Source organism: Arthrobacter sp. NPDC056691 (assembly GCF_042791415.1).
Taxonomy (GTDB): Bacteria; Actinomycetota; Actinomycetes; order Actinomycetales; family Micrococcaceae; genus Arthrobacter.
Genome location: NZ_JBHTXX010000018.1, coordinates 1 through 20,797 on the forward strand (window position 1 = coordinate 1; position 20,797 = coordinate 20,797).

Annotated in this window: 23 protein-coding genes and 1 pseudogene; 13 read left to right on the forward strand and 11 right to left on the reverse strand. The window is 63.3% G+C overall.

Translation table 11 applies throughout. From position 1 onward, the window contains the following. Positions 1-470 precede the first annotated feature (470 nt). Positions 471-656: a hypothetical protein gene (locus ACFRAU_RS14910; RefSeq protein ID WP_378000573.1), complete on the reverse strand. Its 186-nt coding sequence runs from the start codon at positions 654-656 to the stop codon at positions 471-473. Here ACFRAU_RS14910 and ACFRAU_RS14915 point away from each other — a divergent pair. Next, entirely contained in the window at positions 598-888 is a 291-nt protein-coding gene (locus ACFRAU_RS14915) for a cupredoxin domain-containing protein (protein WP_378000571.1), read from the forward strand. The genes ACFRAU_RS14910 and ACFRAU_RS14915 overlap by 59 nt on opposite strands. Before the next feature lie 287 nt (positions 889-1,175). Here ACFRAU_RS14915 and ACFRAU_RS14920 read toward each other — a convergent pair whose 3' ends face one another. Next, positions 1,176-1,478, reverse strand: coding sequence for a DUF4193 domain-containing protein (locus ACFRAU_RS14920; RefSeq protein ID WP_378000488.1), 303 nt, complete (start codon positions 1,476-1,478; stop codon positions 1,176-1,178). A gap of 387 nt (positions 1,479-1,865) precedes the next feature. Between ACFRAU_RS14920 and ACFRAU_RS14925 the strand changes: the two genes are divergently transcribed. Next, entirely contained in the window at positions 1,866-2,399 is a 534-nt protein-coding gene (locus tag ACFRAU_RS14925) for a hypothetical protein (RefSeq protein ID WP_378000489.1), read from the forward strand. An 869-nt stretch (positions 2,400-3,268) separates the two neighbouring features. Here ACFRAU_RS14925 and ACFRAU_RS14930 read toward each other — a convergent pair. Together ACFRAU_RS14930 and ACFRAU_RS14935 are read right to left on the reverse strand one after the other, a co-directional pair. After that, positions 3,269-4,144, reverse strand: coding sequence for an RNA polymerase sigma-70 factor (locus tag ACFRAU_RS14930; protein WP_378000490.1), 876 nt, complete (start codon positions 4,142-4,144; stop codon positions 3,269-3,271). Between the two features lie 4 nt (positions 4,145-4,148). Then, on the reverse strand, positions 4,149-5,330 hold the full coding sequence (locus ACFRAU_RS14935; RefSeq protein ID WP_378000491.1) for an NAD(P)/FAD-dependent oxidoreductase: 1,182 nt from the start codon (positions 5,328-5,330) through the stop codon (positions 4,149-4,151). A gap of 210 nt (positions 5,331-5,540) precedes the next feature. Between ACFRAU_RS14935 and ACFRAU_RS14940 the strand changes: the two genes are divergently transcribed. The 5 genes from ACFRAU_RS14940 (at position 5,541) to ACFRAU_RS14960 (ending at position 8,677) form a co-directional block, all read left to right on the forward strand. Beyond that, positions 5,541-5,861 (forward strand): ArsR/SmtB family transcription factor, encoded by a 321-nt coding sequence (locus tag ACFRAU_RS14940; protein ID WP_378000492.1) that lies wholly within the window; start codon positions 5,541-5,543, stop codon positions 5,859-5,861. Between the two features lie 33 nt (positions 5,862-5,894). Continuing rightward, positions 5,895-6,875 (forward strand): TIGR03086 family metal-binding protein, encoded by a 981-nt coding sequence (locus ACFRAU_RS14945; RefSeq protein WP_378000493.1) that lies wholly within the window; start codon positions 5,895-5,897, stop codon positions 6,873-6,875. Between the two features lie 56 nt (positions 6,876-6,931). Then, complete coding sequence (locus ACFRAU_RS14950; protein ID WP_378000494.1) at positions 6,932-7,270, forward strand: YciI family protein; 339 nt, start codon at positions 6,932-6,934, stop codon at positions 7,268-7,270. A gap of 658 nt (positions 7,271-7,928) precedes the next feature. Further along, complete coding sequence (locus tag ACFRAU_RS14955) at positions 7,929-8,285, forward strand: dienelactone hydrolase family protein (RefSeq protein WP_378000495.1); 357 nt, start codon at positions 7,929-7,931, stop codon at positions 8,283-8,285. After that, positions 8,255-8,677: a dienelactone hydrolase family protein gene (locus ACFRAU_RS14960; RefSeq protein ID WP_378000496.1), complete on the forward strand. Its 423-nt coding sequence runs from the start codon at positions 8,255-8,257 to the stop codon at positions 8,675-8,677. Before ACFRAU_RS14955 ends, ACFRAU_RS14960 begins: the two co-directional genes overlap by 31 nt. A 408-nt stretch (positions 8,678-9,085) precedes the next feature. On the opposite strand, the gene ACFRAU_RS14965 is transcribed toward ACFRAU_RS14960, so the two are convergent. Further along, positions 9,086-10,411 (reverse strand): serine hydrolase domain-containing protein, encoded by a 1,326-nt coding sequence (locus ACFRAU_RS14965; RefSeq protein ID WP_378000497.1) that lies wholly within the window; start codon positions 10,409-10,411, stop codon positions 9,086-9,088. A gap of 194 nt (positions 10,412-10,605) precedes the next feature. On the opposite strand from ACFRAU_RS14965, the gene ACFRAU_RS14970 reads away from it, so the two are divergent. Beyond that, positions 10,606-11,790: a transposase family protein gene (locus ACFRAU_RS14970; RefSeq protein ID WP_378000498.1), complete on the forward strand. Its 1,185-nt coding sequence runs from the start codon at positions 10,606-10,608 to the stop codon at positions 11,788-11,790. Between the two features lie 397 nt (positions 11,791-12,187). Here the strand turns inward: ACFRAU_RS14970 and ACFRAU_RS14975 are convergent, their stop codons facing one another. Beyond that, positions 12,188-12,406, reverse strand: coding sequence for a hypothetical protein (locus ACFRAU_RS14975; protein WP_378000499.1), 219 nt, complete (start codon positions 12,404-12,406; stop codon positions 12,188-12,190). 220 nt (positions 12,407-12,626) lie between these two features. Here ACFRAU_RS14975 and ACFRAU_RS14980 point away from each other — a divergent pair, with 220 nt between their 5' ends. The 4 genes from ACFRAU_RS14980 (at position 12,627) to ACFRAU_RS14995 (ending at position 14,909) form a co-directional block, all read left to right on the forward strand. Next, the gene (locus tag ACFRAU_RS14980; protein ID WP_378000500.1) at positions 12,627-13,247 is read left to right on the forward strand and encodes a hypothetical protein; all 621 of its coding nucleotides are present in this window, start codon (positions 12,627-12,629) and stop codon (positions 13,245-13,247) included. A 244-nt stretch (positions 13,248-13,491) separates the two neighbouring features. Next, the gene (locus ACFRAU_RS14985; protein WP_378000501.1) at positions 13,492-13,683 is read left to right on the forward strand and encodes a transposase; all 192 of its coding nucleotides are present in this window, start codon (positions 13,492-13,494) and stop codon (positions 13,681-13,683) included. 177 nt (positions 13,684-13,860) lie between these two features. After that, positions 13,861-14,181 (forward strand): hypothetical protein, encoded by a 321-nt coding sequence (locus ACFRAU_RS14990; protein WP_378000502.1) that lies wholly within the window; start codon positions 13,861-13,863, stop codon positions 14,179-14,181. Positions 14,182-14,462: 281 nt separating this feature from the next. Further along, positions 14,463-14,909 carry a hypothetical protein gene (locus ACFRAU_RS14995; RefSeq protein ID WP_378000503.1) on the forward strand — a complete coding sequence of 149 codons (447 nt, stop codon included), beginning with the start codon at positions 14,463-14,465 and terminating at the stop codon, positions 14,907-14,909. Between the two features lie 121 nt (positions 14,910-15,030). Here the strand turns inward: ACFRAU_RS14995 and ACFRAU_RS15000 are convergent, their stop codons facing one another. Next, entirely contained in the window at positions 15,031-16,437 is a 1,407-nt protein-coding gene (locus ACFRAU_RS15000) for a LytTR family transcriptional regulator DNA-binding domain-containing protein (RefSeq protein ID WP_378000504.1), read from the reverse strand. 466 nt (positions 16,438-16,903) lie between these two features. Here ACFRAU_RS15000 and ACFRAU_RS15005 point away from each other — a divergent pair. After that, positions 16,904-17,183 (forward strand): annotated as a pseudogene (locus tag ACFRAU_RS15005) (hypothetical protein); the annotation flags it as partial. Positions 17,184-18,000: 817 nt separating this feature from the next. Here ACFRAU_RS15005 and ACFRAU_RS15010 read toward each other — a convergent pair. From ACFRAU_RS15010 to ACFRAU_RS15025, 4 genes are all read right to left on the reverse strand, one after another. After that, positions 18,001-18,675, reverse strand: coding sequence for a DMT family transporter (locus ACFRAU_RS15010; RefSeq protein WP_377994675.1), 675 nt, complete (start codon positions 18,673-18,675; stop codon positions 18,001-18,003). A 190-nt stretch (positions 18,676-18,865) separates the two neighbouring features. Further along, positions 18,866-19,126 carry a hypothetical protein gene (locus ACFRAU_RS15015; RefSeq protein ID WP_378000505.1) on the reverse strand — a complete coding sequence of 87 codons (261 nt, stop codon included), beginning with the start codon at positions 19,124-19,126 and terminating at the stop codon, positions 18,866-18,868. Positions 19,127-19,392: 266 nt separating this feature from the next. Next, entirely contained in the window at positions 19,393-19,953 is a 561-nt protein-coding gene (locus ACFRAU_RS15020; protein ID WP_378000506.1) for a dihydrofolate reductase family protein, read from the reverse strand. Between the two features lie 604 nt (positions 19,954-20,557). Beyond that, positions 20,558-20,791, reverse strand: a complete 234-nt coding sequence (locus ACFRAU_RS15025) for a hypothetical protein (RefSeq protein ID WP_378000507.1) — start codon at positions 20,789-20,791, stop codon at positions 20,558-20,560. Between the last annotated feature and the right edge of the window lie 6 nt (positions 20,792-20,797).

The window sequence follows — 20,797 nt, forward strand, 5'->3', positions numbered from 1 at the left end:
TGAACGCCTTCCAGATCACCTTCGACGGACGCCTGTCCGCCAGCAGCAACTAGAACAAGAAACCACCCCAGTTACACCGAATAATTGACAGACCCAGTTGGGAAGCGTCCACATGCCCTGCCCGCGCGCCCGTAGCGCGGCGGAGGTGCTGGGCTTGTTCAGAGACGGCGTGGGAGCGCCAGATGGTGTCCCAGATCCATTCAGCTTCTGCGGAGGTCGGGCTGGGTGCAGACGACGACCCCAAAGGGCGTCCGAATTTTTTCGAGCGGACAAGTTCGTGACGGCCGCGGGAGTTGACGGTCTGGCGCCCGTAGAGCGCCACCTGGCATTGGCCGTCCCGTCGGGCCCGACAGGGTCGATGATCACGTCGAGGTGCTAGCAGCCTGCACCTTGGCCTTGCAGTCGCCAGGGAGCACAATGAAGCACATGGAATTCACGTACATCTGAGGACGGTGGCCCATGTCAACAGGTCACGCGGTGGCCACCCTGGCATTGGTGGTGATGCTGTGCGGAACGGTGGGATGCAGCTCCGGCAGCAGCACTCCATCTGCGACGGTGAGCCCGACAGCTGGGAGCACGTCAACAAGCCCGTCGTCGATGCCGGCATCCGGGACCGCGACCGACTCCGGTCCGGCGGCTTCGGCTACGGCTATCACGATCAAAGACTTCTCTTACCAAACGCCCGCCTCTGTCTCCCCAGGCGCGACGGTGACGGTGACAAACATGGATTCCGCTGATCATACCGTGACAGCGGACGAAGGATCGGCGTTCGATGCAGAAGCTCAGGGCCGCGGGACGGCCACGTTCACGGCTCCGTCCAAACCCGGAACCTATCCTTTCCATTGCGCGTACCATGCGAACATGCACGGGGCTCTGACCGTCAAGTAAACGGACGTTCCTGCGCCGTGGGCCAACGGTGCTCCGGGCTGGTCGGCCGGGATTCTCTGCGCCCGCAGCAGCCGGAAAGCTGCCGGAGGCCGAAAGCCCATCCGGGCACTAGCCGTGCCGATGATGAGGCGTAGTAACCAGACAGGCCTTCGGTGCAGTGCTTGGCCGCCCTGTCGGGAGGCACTGGCTTGGACCCTCGCTTTGCGGGAGGCTATTCCGACCGATGACGGAACGGCAAACTGCATCCAGCTGTTGCGGCTGTTGCTGGCCGGCATCCAGTGTCGCCCTTATCCCTTGCACTCGATGCAATATGAGTGGCCATCCCTTACCCGTGCGAGCTGGGACTTGTGCCGGACCAGAAAGCAGGAATAGCAGGTGAACTCATCCTTGGCCTGGGGAACCACCTGAACAATCAGTTCCTCGGCGACAAACTCCCCGCCCGGGGTCATGGCCTCATCCAGCGCATCGGTTTCGTCCAGCTCACGGACGACGCTCCGCGCATCCGGGGCGTTGGCCGATTGCAGAGCCTCCAGCGAACGCTCCTGGGACTCCTTAACGTCGGAGCGTACCTCGTCGTAATCCGTTGCCACTTCGGTCCTTCTCTCTCGGGCGTTTTGCCTGACGGAACTGCAACGCAAATGATGTCTCCGGTGTTCCCGCAACTGGCCAACCGCATGCCGTGCCCGGGAGGCCGCAAAACTTGTCCTTCGCCTCAGCCCGGTCCCAAAGCGGAAATCTTGCCAATGCACCGTAGCGGAGCCCAACCGGGCGAGCTCCCTCGGAGCGCAAGCGTTCCAATGGCTCACGATGAGAAGAGTCTCAGCGACATCTCACCTTCAGCCCTCCGGCCCCCGGGAAGGATATCTCGCCCTCCAAAGCCTGAGGCAACTGGCGGTCCGTAGAGGTTTGGAAGTCGGGCAGTTCATGCGTTTGCGCGCGCCCCCTCACCTGGGCCCGGGAGAATGATCACTGGCAACATGACCGGGAAGCAGTCAGACGTCCGGCGCCGCATCGCAGTCAGAGCGGGTTTTGCGCTTTCCTTCCTGACAATTTTCTGCCTGGCCCTTTACTTCCTGACGCCACTGGAATATCCGCGTACAGGCGGCGGCGCCACCAGTCCCGCCCGCGGTGTTGTTGCGTCGGCGGCGGGGCCGGGTTCGCTCAGCGTGTTAGATGTGGCGAAGGAAAACCGTCGACCCGGCACTCCCAGCGACCAGGTCCCGACACGCTGGTCGTCGACGACGACGCTGGATGGATTCCTGGGCCAGAACGCGTCCACGCCCCGGCGGCGGACTGTGGACCTCGACGTCGACTCCACCCTGGGCAGCATCAACATCCAAGCCTTCCGGATCGGCTACTACAACGGAGCCGACCAGCGCATGGTCTGGGCATCCGGCGTCGTGCGGGCGCAGGCCCGATGGCCCACCGCGATGGCTAGGGCCGCTCCCGAAAACGGACGTCTTCCGGTTCCCTGCCCGTCCGGGGGCGTGCAGGTCCAGGTCCCCGCATGAGCGGTGGCAGACCCTGCCGCTGAGGTTGGATACTCCGCACCGTCCGGTGCGACGCTTTCCGCGATAGGCGCGGTCACGGAAAGCGCAGCATTTGCCCTCAAGGAGAGCCCCCGCCCTGGTCGCTAATCTGAGCGTGTGGGCGTTCAGAAGGAACCTGGCCCTCGGCGACAGGCAATGGGTTCGAACCCCTGCAAGACATCTCGACCGTACTGTACTTGGACGGCGCGGATGTGTCGGTTATACGAAGCAACCCCCTTGTGCCGCAGCCAAGTCCGGGGGTCCAGCAAACTGTCTCCCACGTATCCGGCCGTGACCGGGGCAAAGGGCCCGCTGTTGCTTCGGCCCCCAGTGTAGAGTTCGACGGGTCCGAAAGCGAGCACCAGTACGGACACGACGAATCGCCTCGACCGCCGGAAAGAACGTCGCCACCGCCGTCAGGCGGTACCTTTCGGCGACATCAAGGCCGCCACCATGCGGCACCCGGTTTCCATCGAACGCTTCGACTTGCGCCTTTACGCCCCGTCCGGCAGCAGGCACCCCGGACTCTGGCGGCCACTGACCAATAACGACTTCCTGCAGGCCGGCCAGCCTGGCAAGTCCCCGTGGCTGGGCCCATTTTCCCCGTGCACGGCACACCCCAGAACGGCACCGTGGATGATGCCAACTACATCCCGTACATCACCAAAGACATGGTCGGCCGCTCCCACACCACGCGGGCCATGGTCGCCACCGGCGGCGGGCTGCTCACCGACTACCCGAAGCAGCTCCGCGAGGTCGTGGCCGAGACCGGAATGAAGCTGCCGCGCAGTTACTGGCCGGCGGCCAATTCAGTGTGGCCGGGTAACGTCACGCCCCGGCCACACGAACCGTCAGCGGCTGAGCTGTCGGGACGTGGTGGCCGCGCCGAGCTTGTCCGGGTTCCGGACCAGGTACAGGCCGGTCACATGGTCATTGTCGGACTCCACCATGATGGCCAGATCGACAACAGCTCCGCTGTAAATCAGAATGGCCGGCATCCCGTTCAGTGACGACATCTCTACACGCATGTCGGGAATGGGTTTCGTGGCGATACCAAGCAGGAAGCGGGCGACGTGGTCCGCACCGACAACAGGCCTGCGCGCCGCCGAGACCTTTCCGCCACCGTCGGACAGGAGGACGGCCCCGGGCGCGAGGATATCCATGAGCGCCTGGACGTCACCCCCAAGGGTCGCTGAGATAAACCGGTCGGTGACCGCCTTTTGCCGCTGTGCATCCACTTCGAAGCGTGGTTGCCGCGCCTGCACATGCGCTTTGGCCCTGCTAGCCAGCTGGCGCACGGCCGCCGGTGACTTGCCGGTAGCGTCGGCGATCTCGGCGTACGGGAAGTCGAAGACCTCGCGGAGGACGAAGACGGCCCGTTCGTCCGGGGACAGGCTCTCGAGGACGACGAGCATGGCGAAGGAGACCGCGTCAGCCAGTACGGCATCCTCGGCAACATCGGGCAGTGTCACCACGGGTTCCGGCAGCCAGGGGCCGATGTAGTCTTCCCGGCGCCGTTGAGTTGTCCGAAGGGAATTCAGCGCCTGGCGGGTCACGGTTTTGGCCAGGTATGCCCGCTGATTCCGGATGCCGTCAGCGTCCACGGCCGACCATCTCAGATAGCTTTCCTGGAGGACGTCCTCGGCATCTGTGACCGTTCCGGTGATTTCGTAGGCAATGGTAAACAGCAGGGAGCGGTGCTCTTCGAAGACGGTTGCCGATCCCACCTCCTTACCTGGCTTCCACCGGCACGGCGACGTCGGCTGGCAGCGGGCCCTTGGGCCACCTGAACGAACCGCTCCGGCGACGCTCGCCCCGAATCCAGGACAGCGTCATTCGACACACCTGCTCTTTCGCAAGCCCTGCAAGACGGCCCTGAACGACAAACTGCCGTGGCCGGTCATCAGCGGCAACGGTCTGGATGAGCCCCGACCTGCGGCCCAGGCTGATGCAGCGGAACATGAAACCGGCCGACAGCGCAGCCGCGGGCCGGTTCTGCAGGCGGGCCATCATGCTGTCCGCCGCATGTGCGCCCAGCGGCAAAGCCGTCGCGCAGCTCATCCGCAGGTGGCCGCCGACCGAGTCCGGAACCCGGACAGCGTCGCCGGCCCCGAAGATCTCCGGATACTCCGGACAGGACAACGACTCGTCGACGATGAGCCTGCCTTCTGCGTCGGTGGGCAGCCCGCTGTCCCGCGCCAGGCCCGGCACGCGGAATCCCGCCGCCCAGACCGCGCAGTCGGAGGTCAGAATGTACCCGCCTGAGGTCGTCAGCGTCGAGTCATCGCGCCATTGCACGTCTGTATTTTCCAGAATTTCAACACCCAACGCCGCAAGCCTGCTCCGCACCGCGTGTTGGCCTGAACCGGACAGGTCGCTGCCGATGATCCCGCGGGAAATGAGCCGAACGTGCAACCGCGGATACTGCTCGGCTATTTCTGCAGCTAGCTCGATGCCGGTCAGGCCGGCACCGACGATGCTGACGGCAGCCCCCTCATCCAGTTGCGAAAGCCTGGCCCGTAGACGGCTGGCGGACTCTGCATCGCCGAACCCATGCGCCCCTGCCGGCACGTCCGCCGACGTATGGCCGCTGCCGACGGCGTAGAGCAACGTGTCATAGCCGATAGGTTCGCGGCCGCTTGAGAAATACACGTGGCGGTTGACGGGGTCGATCCGCGAGGCGCTGTCCTCAATGAACTCCGCACGCCCGCTCAGGACCGATCTCATCGGTACTTGCGCCGTTGCCCTGCTCCCCGCAGCCACCTCATGCAACCGGATCCGCTGGATAAGGTCTGCACACGGGTTGACCACAGTGACATTCAGGTCGTCCGGCTGCCTGCGCCCGGCGAGCCTGTTCGCCGCCATAACCCCGGCATACCCGGCTCCGATGATAACCACGCGACGCGATGACATTTTCAACTCCCATCAAGAGATCCGTTGTTTAACATAGGACACCGCCGCGCTACGGAATGTGACAGGGAGGGCCTTGCCGCGAAATCGAAAGTACAGGAGCCTGAGCGCCTTCCCAACACGTCCCACCCACACCGTTCATCCGCAGCCTTCGTCACGACCCTGTTGCTAAATACGTTAGCAGCCACTAACGTATTCTCTGTGTTGGATGCCTTGGAGATTGCTGCGGAACCGAACCGGCGCCGCCTGCTTCATCTTCTGGCCGACCATGAACAGTCGGTCGGGGATCTGGCCGCCCATTTCACGGTGAGCCGCTCCGCGGTGTCACAACACCTGCTGCTGCTGGAACAGGCCGGTCTTGTCTCCGCCCGTAAAGTCGGCCGCAACAGGTATTACAAACTCAACCCGGAGGGCATGGCCAGGCTCCGCGAACTGGTCGAGCAATTTTGGACCCATGAACTGGATCTCCTGGCCGCGGACGCCGCTTCCCTGGCCAGGGACCGCCCGGCTCCCCCGCAGCATCACGCTACCTAGCCACCGTTTCGATTCAACGAAGGAACTGTTCACATGAGCTTTGACAAGACCATCCATTTGCCGGTCAACGCCGACGAGGCGTTTGCGCTCATCACCGAGCCGGAGCGTCTGCGCCGCTGGCAGACAGTTGCAGCCCGGGTGGACCTTCGGGTCGGCGGGGAATACCGCTGGACCGTCACGCCCGGCCATCACGCAGCCGGCACTTTCCAGGAGATCGAACCGGGCAAGCGCATCGTGTTCACCTGGGGCTGGGAAACCGGCATGGACCTGGCACCCGGGGCGTCCACCGTGACCATCACACTCGAGCCCGACGCCGACGGCACCACACTGCGCCTGGTCCACGAGGGACTCACACCCGACCAAGCCGCAGCACACGCCGAAGGCTGGAACCACTACCTCGAGCGCCTGGTCGCAGAAACATCCACGGCTTCGGGCGCCGGACCGGACGCGTGGGCCGCCGCCCCGGACCCCATCGATCACCTCAACTGCGCCGAGGCATCCCTCGCAGTACTGCTCGGCGTGCAGCGCAAGCTCACCCCGGCGGACCGGGACAAGGCAACTCCCTGTGAATCGTTCACCGCCCATGAGCTCCTGGATCACCTGGCCGGTTCACTGCAGCACATCGGCGGCGCCCTCGGAGCAGACCTGTCAGACGACACGGACGCCACCCCTGAGGTGCGCATCGCCGGGCTCGCCCAGGTCTCGCTGGAAGCCTTCAGCCGCCGCGGCATCGAGGGCGCCGTCGACATGGGCTTCGCCGAACTGCCGGCCACCATGGTCGCCGGCATCCTCAACGTCGAGCTGCTCGTGCACGCATGGGACTTCGCCACGGCCACCGGACAGGAAGTCGTCGCCTCCGACGTCGTCACCGACTACGTTGAAAGGCTGGCCCAGCAGACCATCTCCGATCAGGTCCGGGCCAACGGCAGCTTCGCACCCGCCCAGCCGGTCGCGGAGACCGCCGGCAGCCTCGAACGCCTGATCGCGTTCACCGGCCGGACCGTCGCCGCCTGACTCTCCCCCTCACGCCAGCAACCCACTCAACAAACCGACCCGAAAGCAGGAATGACATGTCCCGGTTTGTCTTCATCTACCACGCTCCTTCGACCCCGGCCGAGGCCGCGCCGGCGGCTCCGGAAGACATGGCTGCCGTCATGGAACAGTGGAACGCCTGGGGCGCCAAGGTCGGCGAGGGCCTCATTGATTTCGGAAGCCCGCTTACCCATGGAGTCCGCGTTTCCCCCGGCGGAGCCACCGCTCCGAGTCAGCGCGAGGTCGCCGGATACAGCATCATCGAAGCGGAAAGCCTCAAGGCGGCCGTTGAACTCGCCAAGCAGCACCCGCACCTGACCATGCCCGGCGGATGCGAAATCGAGGTCCACGAAGCCCAGCAGATCCCCGGAATGTAACAGGGCACAGCAAACGGACGCGTGTTCGCCGCTGCTCGACAGGCAGCGGCGAACACTCCGGAGCCCCAGTCAACTCCCGCCACGCGCACGCCAGTGCATGGGGCGGACGAACGCCTCGTTCGAGGGCGCCACATTTAGCACGGCCGAATACATGCCTGGCCGTGCGTGCGGGGATTCTCAAACTGAGCGCAACCGGGAGGCGCATGCAGCGTCAGCATCACTGAAACTTGATTTACCGTCCGACACGGGATTCACGGTCGATGCGGGCTGCTCCGGCTACCGCCACGGATGAAGGGAAGCTGGCAAGCAGCGAAGGCCTCGCACCTTCCCCTCATTCGGGGCCGCCCTCGGGGCCTTGGCCCGACTGCTTCACGCCCTGAACGGCGCAGCGGCCTGGAAGCTCGCCGGCGCCAGCCCCTCTGGCCAACCCAACTTCCATCTGCCCCACGCGACCGGGGGCCCGAACAGTTATGGTCTCGGGCACCCACGTGATTACGACTATTGGAAATGGCTCCCGGACTCCCGCTTCCAGAGCGTATTTCTCCGCTCCGGCCCTCCCGGATCTGCGCGTAGTCGTCAGGAGCGCCGCCCCCGTTTTCTCGTCGTCGTGGTGGGACCGTGACCCGGCGCTACTGCTGAGCTCCGATAGTGTGGGCCCATGCCCATCGAAATCGCTGCCGCAGCAGGCACCGCTGAGGCCCTGGTGGCCCGCCCGTCCACCGCAACTGGCCCACTTCCCGGCGTCATCCTCTACATGGACGCCTTCGGTCTGCGACCCCGAATCCAGGAGATGGCCCAGCGCATCGCCGACTGGGGCTACGTGGTGCTGGCACCCAACGTCTTCTACCGTGATGGATCTATCGCCGAACTGGCCCCGGCTGCGGACATGTCAACCCAGGAAGGCAGGGAAGCTGCAGGCAAGGCTGCCTTCCCCCGGGTTGGCCGACTGACACCGGACAAGGCCCTGCCGGACATCATGCTTGGGTGTCCGCGCTGGCCGGACTCGAGGGCGTAGCTCCCGGCCCCATCGGGACCACCGGTTACTGCATGGGGGCCCGGCTGGCTGTCCGGACCGCAACCTCACACCCGGACCTGGTGGCAGCGTGCGGCGGCTTCCACGGCGGCGGCCTGGCCACGGCAGAGGCGGACAGCCCGCACCTCAAGCTTGGCAACGCACGGGCCCGGTTCGTCTTCGGCCACGCGGACCACGACCGCAGCATGGCACCGGACGCCGTCGCCCGGCTCGGCAAAGCCCTCCAGGCCACAGGGCTTGAGGCGACCAACGAAATCTACGCAGGGGCGCCCCACGGCTATACCATGGCCGACACCGCCGCCTTTGACCCCGAAGCCACCGAGCGGCACTTCCAGGAGCTGCGGGCCTTACTCGACACGACCCTGAAGGGCTGAGCTCCCGGTGACCGCCCGCGGCCGGACTGCCAACTCGTCATCACGGGGCCGGTCAGGCCACAGACCACGGCGGGCGGGCAGCGCCACGCTCATGGATGAGCTGACCCCGTTCACCGAAAGCTTCGTCGCCGCCGTCGTAAACTCCCGAAATGGACAGGGCCTCACCAGAGCCTGGCGCGCATGGGTTCCTATCCGCAAAGGGCGCTTCAGCGCCCACCAGCCGGTCACGCAGTCACTCTCCAGTCTGGCAATGAACAGTCACGAACGACCAACCAGGCAGCAGTCATCTCAGTTCCGGACGGCGCGGTAAAAATCAACAGCGTCATGCAGTCGACGCCGACAATAACCGTGAACAGCTATGTCGCCCGACTCTTGGAGCCATGCGCTGGCCGTCGCGGTGTCTGAGGTTCACCGCGTGGCTGGGCCTGAAGGCGCTGCGCCGTAGAGGTCCCCGATGACGGCCTTGGCGATAGTGGACGCCGGGTCCCGCCCATCCGGTGACGGGGCAAGGTTGGTCCACACCACCAAGGTCACCTTGTTCTGCGGATCTCTGCCCATGAAGGTGTTGTAGCCGGGGAGTTCGCCGGTGTGTCCGAAGAGCGGGCCGAACTGGGCCAGTGCCATGCCATACCGCGCCGCGTCTGGGTTGTCCGGGTCGATCGGCGCAAGGCTCTCCATGCGCTTCTTTTGAAGGTCCGGGTTGAGCAGCTTGCCATCGGTGAGGCCCTCGGCCAAGGTCACGAGGTCGCCCGCCGTGGAGACGCCCTGCCCGGCAGCCCACGTCCAAGAAGGGTTGGCGTTTGTGTAGTCATTCGGTTTCAACGACCCGTCCTGTGCCTTCGCGATCAAGTCCGCTGGAAGCCTGGTCGTGGACAGGGTGAGGAGATTGTCCATGTACATGTAACCGCGGGAGAAGGGCTTGGGAAGGACCGAAGAGTCCGACGCCGGGAACGATGTTTGTTCCAGGCCGAGTGGTCCCAGGATCCGATCGCGCACGATCTGCCCGAAGCCCTTGCCATCCAGTTTCTCGGCTATGAGCCCCAGCAGAACCGTATTGGTATTCGAATAGTGGAAGCCTTCGCCGGGGCCGAAATAAGTGGGCAGCGGCAGGGCGATACCCACCAGTTGCTCAGGCGTCCAGACCCGCTGCGGCGTGCTATCGAGGGCCTTGCTGAGCTCGTACGACTCCGAGTAGTTGTAGATTCCGCTGCGCATGGTCAGGAGTTGTTCGATGGTGATGTTGTCGCCGTTGGGTACGTCAGAGCGGTACTTCGAAACGGGATCCTCAAGCTTGAGTTTGCCTTCCTGCACGAGCTGCAGGATGACGGTCCCGGTCCACGTCTTTGTGACGGAGCCGATGCGGATGTGGTCGTCGAGCGATACAGATGTTGACCCTCCGGCGCTCGTCACGCCGTAGGTGAGGCTGACGTCGCCTTGAGGGGTGCGGAGCATCATGGCCGCTCCCGGTACGAGCAGCTCCTTGGCGAGAGTCCGGAAAGTGTCCCGGACCTTGGCTTTGTCCAGCCCTCCCAGAGTCGCGGATCCTGTCTTTCCTCCCTCCGTCGTGCCGGTAGGTGAAGCGGCCACCGACGGCGGCGCAGTGGACGACGCGGGGGCCTGCGTGGGCGTGGACGTACACCCGGAGATCGCCAATGCAGTCGCGGTTGCGATGCCGAGCGCGACGAGGAGGCGGGAGGGGACATGCCAATTGTGATTGGGCCTGCTACTGGTCACGGTTGACTCCCCGGCGACGCTGATAATTGCGCTCAACCTACCCCAGCGGCGTCGCGAGATCTACCCCTCGCGTTGACTCATTGAAAACCTCCGCGTAGCCGGATTCGTTGCCTCATTTGAATACCTCCGCGTAGCGGCGTGGTTGAGGGTGTTGGTGGCGGTTGCGGGCTATGCCCGTTTTCATGGAGCTAACGATGGCCCAGCGGCAAGCTGTGACGAAGAAGAAGGCCCTCGCCTATCAGAGCGCGGACCGTGCAGGGAAGTCCCGGATCGTGGACGAGCTGGTCGACCTGACCGGTTGGCACCGCGACTATGCCAGGGCTGCCCTGAGGGACGCGCTGGTGCTGAAAATCGTCAGACCGAGGCCGGGCAGGACACCCGTCTATGGGCCGGACCTGCTGCCGGCGCTGATCAAGTGCTGGGCGGTGCTGCGGGCCCCGGCCGGCAGGCTGCTGGCGCCGATGCTGCCGGTGCTGGTGCCGTTGCTGCGGCGGGACCGGGAGCTTGAGCTCACCGATGAACAGGCTGCGTTGCTGATGCGGATGAGCGCGGCGACGATCGACCGCAAGCTCGCCGGCGAGCGGGCCAGACTGATCCCGCGGGGACGGTCCCACACCAAGCCGGGCACGCTGCTGAAGTCCCAGATTCCGGTCCGCACCTGGGCCGAGTGGGACGAGGCGGTCCCGGGGTTTGTGGAGATCGACCTTGTCGGTCACGAGGGCGGGAACAGCTTCGGGGAGTTCTGCTGCACGCTGACCGTGACCGATGTTTGCACCGGGTGGTCCGTGAACCGGTCGGTGCGGAACAAGGCCGCGAAATGGGTTTTTGAGGCCCTTGAGCACGTCACTGCCGTGTTCCCGTTCCCCATCACCGGCATCGATTCGGACAACGGTTCCGAGTTCATCAACGACCACCTGCTGGCCTACTGCCACGCGCACCAGATCACCTTCACCCGCTCCCGCCCGGGGAACAAAAACGACGGCGCACACGTCGAGCAGAAGAACTGGGCCCGGGTCCGGGAACTGGTCGGCTACCTGCGCTACGACACGCCCGCGGAGCTGGAGAAACTCAACGAAATCTGGGAGCTGGACCGCGTCTTCACCAACTACCTGCTGCCCCAGCAGAAACTGCTCTCCAAGCAACGCCACGGCGCGAAGATCACCAAGAAGCACGACGCGCCGGCCACACCCCATCAGCGCGCGGTCCGGCACGAACGGGTGCACAAACGGCCGGTCATCCAGATGAACGCGGCCTTCAAACGCATCAAACCCGGCGCCCTCTCCCGCCAGATCCTGGCTCTGACCGCAGAGCTGGAAACACTCGCCCTGGCCAAGAAACCAGCCCCTCTCAAACCGGTGAACCGCGCCTGGAACGGCTAACCAATCCGGAGGTTTTTCAACGAGGCAACGAAGCCACTCATCCGGAGGTTTTCAAATGAGGCAACGTATTACCCCTCCCGGAGGTATTGCAATGAGGCAACAGGCCCCTTCCCGGACGTTATGACATGAGGCAACAGACGCTCACCACTCAACCCTTGGTATCCAAAGTCACGCCTTGTGTGGAGCCCTCTTCTACATTTCTCTTCCGGACAGACGCCATTTGCCTCATGAGTTGAAGCAAATGGTTACATGCGTCATTTTCGTTGAAGAAAACCTGTTCCTCATGCCGGTGGCCGCGCTCGGAATAGTAGACGGCCCATCATGTTCGTCCCGGGGTGCCACAGCTTTTGCGGACCACAGCCGCATGCTGCCAGGCTCCCTAACCCTCCGGCGGCGCTCAAAATCGGCCGTCGTGGCGTCCCCTGATGGCCAGAGCGGTGAAATTCCAGCCTGCGATGATCTCGTTCAGGTCGTGGTTCGGGGATGATTTGCCCAGCCGGCGAACCAGCCCCGTTTCAGCCTCCACGGACGCCGCCATCCGGTGCGCGCAGTCGATCATCTCCCGGATTTTCTGGGCGGGAGGCACAGGCGGTTCAGGCGGCGTGATCTCATCCATGGGGCAAGTGTGGCATGGCGCCTTCTGAAGCGGCTCCAATCTATTGGACCTAGACAGTAGGTTAACGCTTTGTAACCACTCTGGACTTACTTAGCTGGGAGAAAGCTGTGAGTGATACCGTCGTCACTGGCTAGACATTTGGGATTTCAGCACATTATCGCGTGGGGATCTGCATCCCCATCATCACGCGAATTTCGTAAATCGTCTCAAGGGGGGACAATTGAAGAAGTCTATTGCAGCGCTTGCACTTGCAGGAATAATCGCACTGACTGGCACCGCTCCGGCCGTGGCAGCCACCTATCCGGCGCCGGGCAATGAGAACGGCATCGTTTCCGACGGCACCATAGCCCGCGGCGAATCCATCACTTTCTCCGGCAGCGGCTACATCGCCGGCGAAACCATCAGCATTTCGTTCCAGCGGACCGGCGGCAAGAAGAATTCGGAAGGCGAGCGGCCCGCCCCCTCCAACTTCAACGTCATCGCTGACCGCACAGGCGCTTTCTCGACCACCATTACCTTCCCGGACGGTGGCAACTACATGATCACCGCCGTCGGTGTCACGTCCGGCACCACGCGCTCGGCAGCCGTGGTTGTGAATTCCGGCAACGGCGGAGGCAACAACAACGGCGGCGGCAAACATGCCGGCGCTGGCAAGGGTAATTCCGGTTTCGCTTCCGTTTCCAGCGTTACCGCCGCTGGAACCGCAACCGGCCAGGCCAGCAGCGTTGCCGATTCCAACCTGGTCCTGTGGTCGCTGGTTGGCGCAGGCGCTCTGGCCGCCAGCGCAGCATCCGCAGCGGTGGTTCGCCGCCGCGCCAAGGATGCTGAAGCCAAAGCCTAGGCTCCAGGCAAGTAGCACGTCGTCACAGAGGGCAGGTGCATCTCCGGGAATCCGGAAAGCACCTGCCCTTTGCTTTAATCATCCAAGCGAGAAACATGCTTTAGCGCCGGCCCGATGCGCACGCGCCTAAGTAGCGCACCCGGCGACTGCGTGTTGGTGCTTTGATCCTGGCGGCGTCGAGGTCGACGCCTTTCGACCCTCCAGTAGCATGTCTCCTAAATCCTCGTGTCGGGATGCTTGATGGGTGTCTCGTACTTCTGATTTGACTGATGGACAGTGGGCCCGCATTCAGCCGTTGCTGCCGTCCTCTGATGGTCGTCGGGTCCGTCCGTTCCGGGACGACCGACGGGGGGTGGAGGGCATCATTTACCGGTATCGGAGCCGGATCGCCTGGCGCGATGTGCCGGCCGAGTTCGGTCTGTGGCAAACCATCTGAAAGCGGCACCGCCGCTACAGCGGCGCCGGCACCTGCGATAAAATCCTGGCCGGACTGCTCACGGAAGCTGACGCCCGGGGCGAAGTGGATAGGTCGATCTCCGTGGACTCGACAATGAACCGCGCCCACCAACACGGCACCAACCGTCCCCGCACCACAGGGGCCCCGTCTAATTACATGAATCTGTTAGATGAGCCAGACGACCATGCGATTGGCCGTTTCCGCGGCGGACTGAGCTCCAAGAGCCACGCCCTGGTCGATGGCAAAGGCAGGCCGCTGGTGCTGCTGGTCGCCGCCGAGCAGGGCGGAGACGCGCCGATGTTCACCCGCCGGATGGACCAGTTGAAGATCAACCGCGCCGGTCCGGGCAGGACACGCACACGCCCGGGCCGGCGCGGTGGCAAGGCCTACGCATCCAAGGCGGGCCGGACCCACCTCCGCGACCGCGGCATCATCGCTGACACCCCGCAGCCCTCCGATCAGATCGGTCACCGATAATCGTCACGCGCCCAGATGGCGAGTACGTGCGTAGCCGATAGATCGGCTCATCGCCAACATCCGTCGCTCCCCCTGGTTCCTCGAACTGGTGCGGGCATCTTCTCATCCACTTAGTAAGCGTTTCATCGACCAGTCAAGCCACGATGTAAGGCTTCGCTTCCATCAAGCGGGAGCACGAACACTGAGCGTACCGGCGATCCGTTCGATCTCGCGATCCACCGAGATTTCATGTAAAACGAACGTTTCTCGATGACTGACGGACCCGCGTCAATCATGAGTCGTTGACGGAGGACGAAGGCAGCCAGCCAAAGCGACGCGGCGGTCTGCGACATGATCCGAAGACACTGCCGGGTCTAGTTGAGACTCTCGGCCATCTGGAACGCTTGCTGGCATTCAATCTGAACTCGATGGCGACGTGCACGCCGATGCTCAATTTCTCTACGAACTTTCACGATCTTCAACGAATGCGCGAGGAAGTTACTGCCCTCCGAGCGGCCATCTCGCGTGCCTCAACAATCATTGCGACTGATACCCCGCTCGCAATCCGGTTCCCAGATCAGGAACAGACTTGGCTTCTGGAAGGTAAGCTTCTTTCGCCGAAGCAGTTGACCTTCTTGGCCAAGATTGCTGCCGATAACCACACGGCAGAGACGGTAGCTTACTCGTCAGTGATCACGGAACTCGTCTTGGATCCACCGCACGTTGGTTACTTCAAGGAGCGGGCGTAAATCGAGGAGAATTTTCAGGCGGCCATGCGTAATTCGTGCCCACGCTGTCGGGCAAAAGCCGGTGAGATGCCCGTCTCCGTACTGCGCACGCAATCGACGTCCCTTCCCACTGGCTCTAACCTCAGATGCTCAGCGCATCACGTACCGGGCGGACGTTCCGCCGAGAAACCGGGACCATCGTGTTCGTTGGATCGTCCATGACCAGGACCAGTTCGCCCTTTTCCCGACGCTCGACCTCCCGGACACGGCTCAGGTTGACCAGATACTGACGGTGGACCCGCAGGAAACTGCCGGTACCGGCAAGGTCGGCTTCGAGTTTGTCCAGCCCGGACACCGCAGCCTGTAGCCTGCCATTATCCGTGTGCAACCACACACCGCTACCATCCGCCTCGGCCACCGTGACCTCCGAGGCCTGCAGCATCACCATCCGGTTCTCCGCACGCAACGCAACAATCCGGCGCGGGGGTTGCCCCAACAATACCCCGCCTGCTTCTGCCTGCGGGAACTGTTCGCCGGCGACAGCACCGAAAGAAATCAGGTGTCCGATCAGCTCGCCGCGACAGAAGACGGGGCGGAACTCGACCGATGACGGTTCGTCAGCGAGCTGGGTGAAGATTTGAGTCGATCCGGTCCACCCGTTGTCTGTTCTTGCCCGCGTGGTGGCAAAGCGGGCCGCGTGGATGAGTGCCGGGAGCTGCGGAATCCACCGCCCCACGGCATCAAGTGCCGGAGTGTTGCTCGGGACGCCGAGGATGACACTTGCCCGCTCGTCGGCGATCACTACCGCACCTGCCGTATCGACGGCGGCGAGCGGCTGTCTCGACCGGCCGCGGGCGTGCGTGTAGACGGCGAGGAGCTCGGCGCCGCTGTCATGGGCGCGCCAGCGCAAACTGCTCTGCGCGCGGACTCCGGCCCTCTCCAGCCATTGCCGCGTTGTCGAGGGCAGCTCGCTGCGCCAAACCGAAATATTCAGAACGGCAACCGGCTCCTTGCTCACAACGTCGCGCACCGCCACCGCCGCGCAGGACCAGTCGTGAAAAGCCTGGGCCCAATGCTCCGTCTGCCTGATCATCACCGCGCGGCAGGCCACCAGAGCTGTACCCATGCTATTCGTACCCACCGCGCTCTCGGACCAGCTGAACCACGGGGCAAGACCGCCCGCGTTGGCGACCGAACGGGTGTACCTATCGCCCCAGGAGGTCAGGATCCTGCCGCCAGCATCGGCGATGGTCACGACACCCCCGGCGTCCGCCACGCCGTTTGCCATGGCCGCGGCACAAAAACCCAACTCCGCGAACACGACATCTTGGTCGAGGGAGTAACCTGCCTGGGAGTCCGGCGCACCAGGCACCTCGGTCAGAAACGGATCGATGTGGTACTGGTCCCGGGAACGCTGCCAGGAGATCGCCACTTCCGGCCGCACACCATGCACATCATCCTCACCCCGGACGAAACGCTCCCACGCACCGTGAACCTCGGCCTTGTTTGACTCTCGGGATATCCGCTGCAACCGGTTCTCATCGGGCATTATGCACCGCCTTAGGGTTCAGTCAAATTATACGCCGTTGTGATAGGCCCCCTCAGTGTGGAAGACCGGTTGACACTGAAGGATGGTGGCTCACCTTGGCGTTCAGGTTGTGCAGAATGGACATTTCAGCGTCCGGCTTGTATTTCACCGTCGTGCTCACTTGTGGCTACCACCCGCCCCTAAGGCGCATTTCCTATCAGCATCATGTGACCGGTGCCGCTACTCAGTGGATGGTCAACCCATTGGCTGCCGGTTTGGGGAGCGGAAAACTTCCCCGCAACGGACAGAACGCTACCGCAATCCTCACCGAGTCAGCTCTGTGACCAGGCCACGGCAGTCAGACTGGACTGGCCGCGGGAGGGAATGAAAGCGTCCCTTTGCAATGGATGACGGCGACTGCGGAACGGCGGTTCGCCGATCCGACGTATCGGGCCAGTTGTGGGCAAAGTGAGCGGTGGCTTACTGGGTGCGCATGGCGTTCGTCAAGGAGCACCCGCTCTTCACTGGGGAGGATTCCTCCACGGCCAACCTCATGCTCTCGGTCATGGGGCCTTCGCGGAATTTGGACGCTCGATCAGGGAACGCCAGCGGGAGGCATCGCCTTGGCTAAGCAGCGCGGCGCCTACCGCGGACGCAAAAATACGCTTACCCCGGAAGGGGCAGCCGAGCCGGTCCAGCGGGCGGCCAATGGAATTTCTAACTCAGTAGTCCAAGACGGCGCGGACGCCATCGAGCCCTTCCACTGACCCGAGCGATCAAACCGTTGAAACACTACTTTGGCGAACACCGGGATGTTCGAATCCCGCTGTTACCGACTGCCAGTCCAAGACGATGTGAGACCTGTACCGACCCGACCGGCACGCGGTTCGTCGACTAAAACGTTAGTGGCGGGTGACCCGGCCGTTGTCGGGAAGACACACGAAGAAGGCGGGCTGCCGGACGGGCGCCAACGGGACTACGAGCCATCGGCCGCCATAAAATTCCACGTACGAATCTGAGGGGCAGCAGGCGTAGGCTTCTTCTCGTGTCATCTCGCTCTCTTTCTCGCTCTATCTTTCTCGCTTGGTAGTGAACTGCTCGAACTCCCCTTGCGCAACAGCTCGCTCGTCCGAGCCGGTTGAGAGACAACCGTATGCCCACCCCGACCCGACTTCCAGCCACCACCGCCCGACCACCCCACCACACCGCTCACCCGCCTGAACTCACCGCTCAACATGAGATCTAAGTCATGTTCCCCACCACCACAAAACCGGGACTGTCTGAGTAACGGTGTGATCCACTGTTGGCTGACACGCCGGGTGTTGTCTGGCGGGGAGGGCTGATCATGAGAAACACCATGGATGCCATGGCAACGGTTCGGATCAGCAGGCTCACGGCCGGAGCGATCGCGGCCCATTCGCCGTCCACTCCTGTCAGGTGGCGCCACACCCCGGGAACATGCAGCTGATCGCTACAAGGGAGTCAATTGCGCCTGGCCAGTAAAGAGGGAGCAGCCGGTCCGGTGAGAGTCCGGACCGGCTGCTTCTCTACGGGTTCAGATTCCCCGTTGAGGATCGTTTTCGACTATGCCGTCGGTGTGCGGGTTTCTTCAGGTTCACGGGTGGTAACCGGGGCAGCAGGCAGGGTTTTTAGTTCCAGGAGCTGCCCCCACGTGGTGCCAACCAGCACCTGCACAACACCGAAGATTCCAATTGGGCCCAGGACGTCGCCGGCCAGTGCTACACCGATGACTGCAGCCCAGACCGGTTCCGTTCCGAGCAAGAGACTCACTCTGGTCGGGGAAGTCTTGCGAACCGCCCACATCTGAATAAGGAACGGGAAAACGGTCATCTGGACGAAGGTCAGGTTTAGCGAATCGATGCTTCGTCCTGCCGAGAGCCGGTGCAGCCCTGTCACGTGGACCGCCCGTGCCACGGCGGCCAGCAAGATCAACAGATCGCCAGACCCGAACGATGCTGCTGCACCGCCTGTGGCGAGGAAGTAGACCCAAGCCCCAGCGATCACCGCGGCCAGATAGAACAGCCTGCTGAGCTTCCGCCTGCCGACGACGATTTCCAGGACGGGGGTCATCACGATGGTCAGGCTGATGATCAGCCCGGCGTTGGTCGCACTGGTCGCGGCAATGCCGAAGGTCTCGAAGGTAAAGACGGTCGACAGCAGCACGCCAAGAATGCAGCCGATCGCTGCCTCGGTCTTTTGCAGCCGATAGCGCATCACGACTCCCTTTTCGGTGCGCACGGATTCAGCCCCCAGGCTTCGCGGTCACGAAGGTACAGGGCATCCGGAGCATGAATCCATCTTTTCCCGGATGAGCCGTTCACTGAGGCAGGCCGTTTCCAGATGCCGCATCGTTCCTGGGAGGATCCAGGCCGCCGGCATCTCTCGTACCGCGAGGACCTTTTCGCCGCGGTCGAGATGCTCCAGGCCGCTATAGCGTCCGAGCCGAATTTCCCCACGCGATGATTGAGCTCGTAATGACCGCACCAAGGTCCATGGTGCGGCCGTCCACGGTCACGGGGAGTCCGTTCTCAAAGCCGATGGCTATCTGCTCTTCGGGGTAGCTGCCGGTGTCGGCCGTCCACTGGTACAAGTCCTGTTCCATGGCGTGGTTTTCGGGGTCGTCCGAGACCCCGGATTCGTATTCCCGGCACCACAGGTTGGAGTCACCGCTGGCGACGCGCTGAGCCATCCTGGTGAGGCCCGCCTCGTCGAGGTGCTCAAATTTTCGTTAAGCGGTCGACCGGATTGAGGTCGTACGGACTTCCGTAATGGCCCCCGAACTTCAGGGCGCTGATCGCCCCGTTCAGCCGTCGGAGAGAGTTTTGCGACCGGTTCGCCGTATGCAGAAGCGTCCGTGCGCCCGTCTTTTCCGCAAGCTCCACGGCAACTTTTGCGAACAGCGGCCGCGACAGCGAAGAGCTGATGGGGTGTGTCAGGGCAACTCTGGTCGAGCCGTCACTGCAGGGGCCGGAATCGTAGGGCGACCACCCCCGACCGGAAGTCATGGCGATCCACGAGCTGGAGCCGAATTCGCTCGCGCAAACCGTTGAGCAACGAAGGCCCGTGTCCGGCGAGGACAGGCTGCACAAGGAAGACGTACTCGTCGATCAGTCCTAGATCTGCCAACGCCAGCGGGAGCGTCACTCCACCCACGAAGAGCCCTTCGCCTGGCGCTTGCTTGAGCCGTTCAACCGCTGGACCCAGCTCTCCTTTCACCAGCTCGGCGTTCCAATCGACCTGGCTCAGCGTGCTCGACACGACGTATTTCTTCGCTTGGTCGATGGTCTCAGCGAACGGGATCTGCCACTCATCCATCCAGTCAGGCCATTTACCCGTGGCCGGCTTCCGCCACGCCGACTCCATCATCGCGTAGGTCGTACGGCCGAATAACAGTGCATCCGCTCGCGCCATCTCCGCGGTCCAATAGTCCATCGATTCCTCGTCCGGAGGAAGGCCTGCCTCGTGATGGCAGCAGCCGTCGAGCGTGACGTTGATGGAATATCGAAGTGGTCTCATCTCGTTGCTCTCCCTCGATGCGCGCGGCGCGTCTCACCGGACCATGCTCAGACGATAGTCCGCGTCATTCTTCATTTAAGTCCGATCCCACCTAATTATCACCGCCGTGGTGCGCGCCGGAACTCTTCAGCTACATTATGGTGATTCCGGTGAGCCGACGGGACATCGACCCCACAAAGACACGGCGGGTCGGACACACTGCAACACGGACAAACTACACCGCCCCCGCCGGCAACGACTACATCTGCGATATCGGGGTAGACACCAAAACTGGAACCGCAATGGCACAGGGTGCGTGTGGCTGAAAAATCAGCAGGCCCCGAACTTCCTGGTTCGGGAACCACTAGCCGTGCTCTGCCCCGCCAGGGAACGCCGCGCAAATGCGCGACAGGAACCGGCGAGCTGGCCGCGCAGAAGGCAAACGGTGCTCGGTAGTGTGCACAGTCGCTGGCGGTGGTCAGCAGGCAGTGTGTGGTCCTGGAACGAGCCGTCTACCCCCTAGCGCCCGGGCTTTCCTGTGCTCTGGGGACACCATTTGCCAGGAGCGCGATGCTGGTGCTTCCCATGCTGCACGACGCCGCGCGTGACTGGACGCGGGTTCGGCTTACCTGTGCAGCGAGCGGAGGGTGAAGACTAACGCCCAGTCCTGGTCGTTGGCGTAGGAGTCGAAGTACTGCGCTCTCTGTCCGTTGATGAGCAGCGGGTACACGTAGGCACAGGTCGCACGTCCGTCGTCGAAGATTAGCGGCAGTACACCGCGAAGCGATGCGTCGGCGCGGCGTGCGTACTCCGGGTCGTTGGCGATTGCGGCATAAGCCGAGAACACGTTCCCAGTCAAGGCACT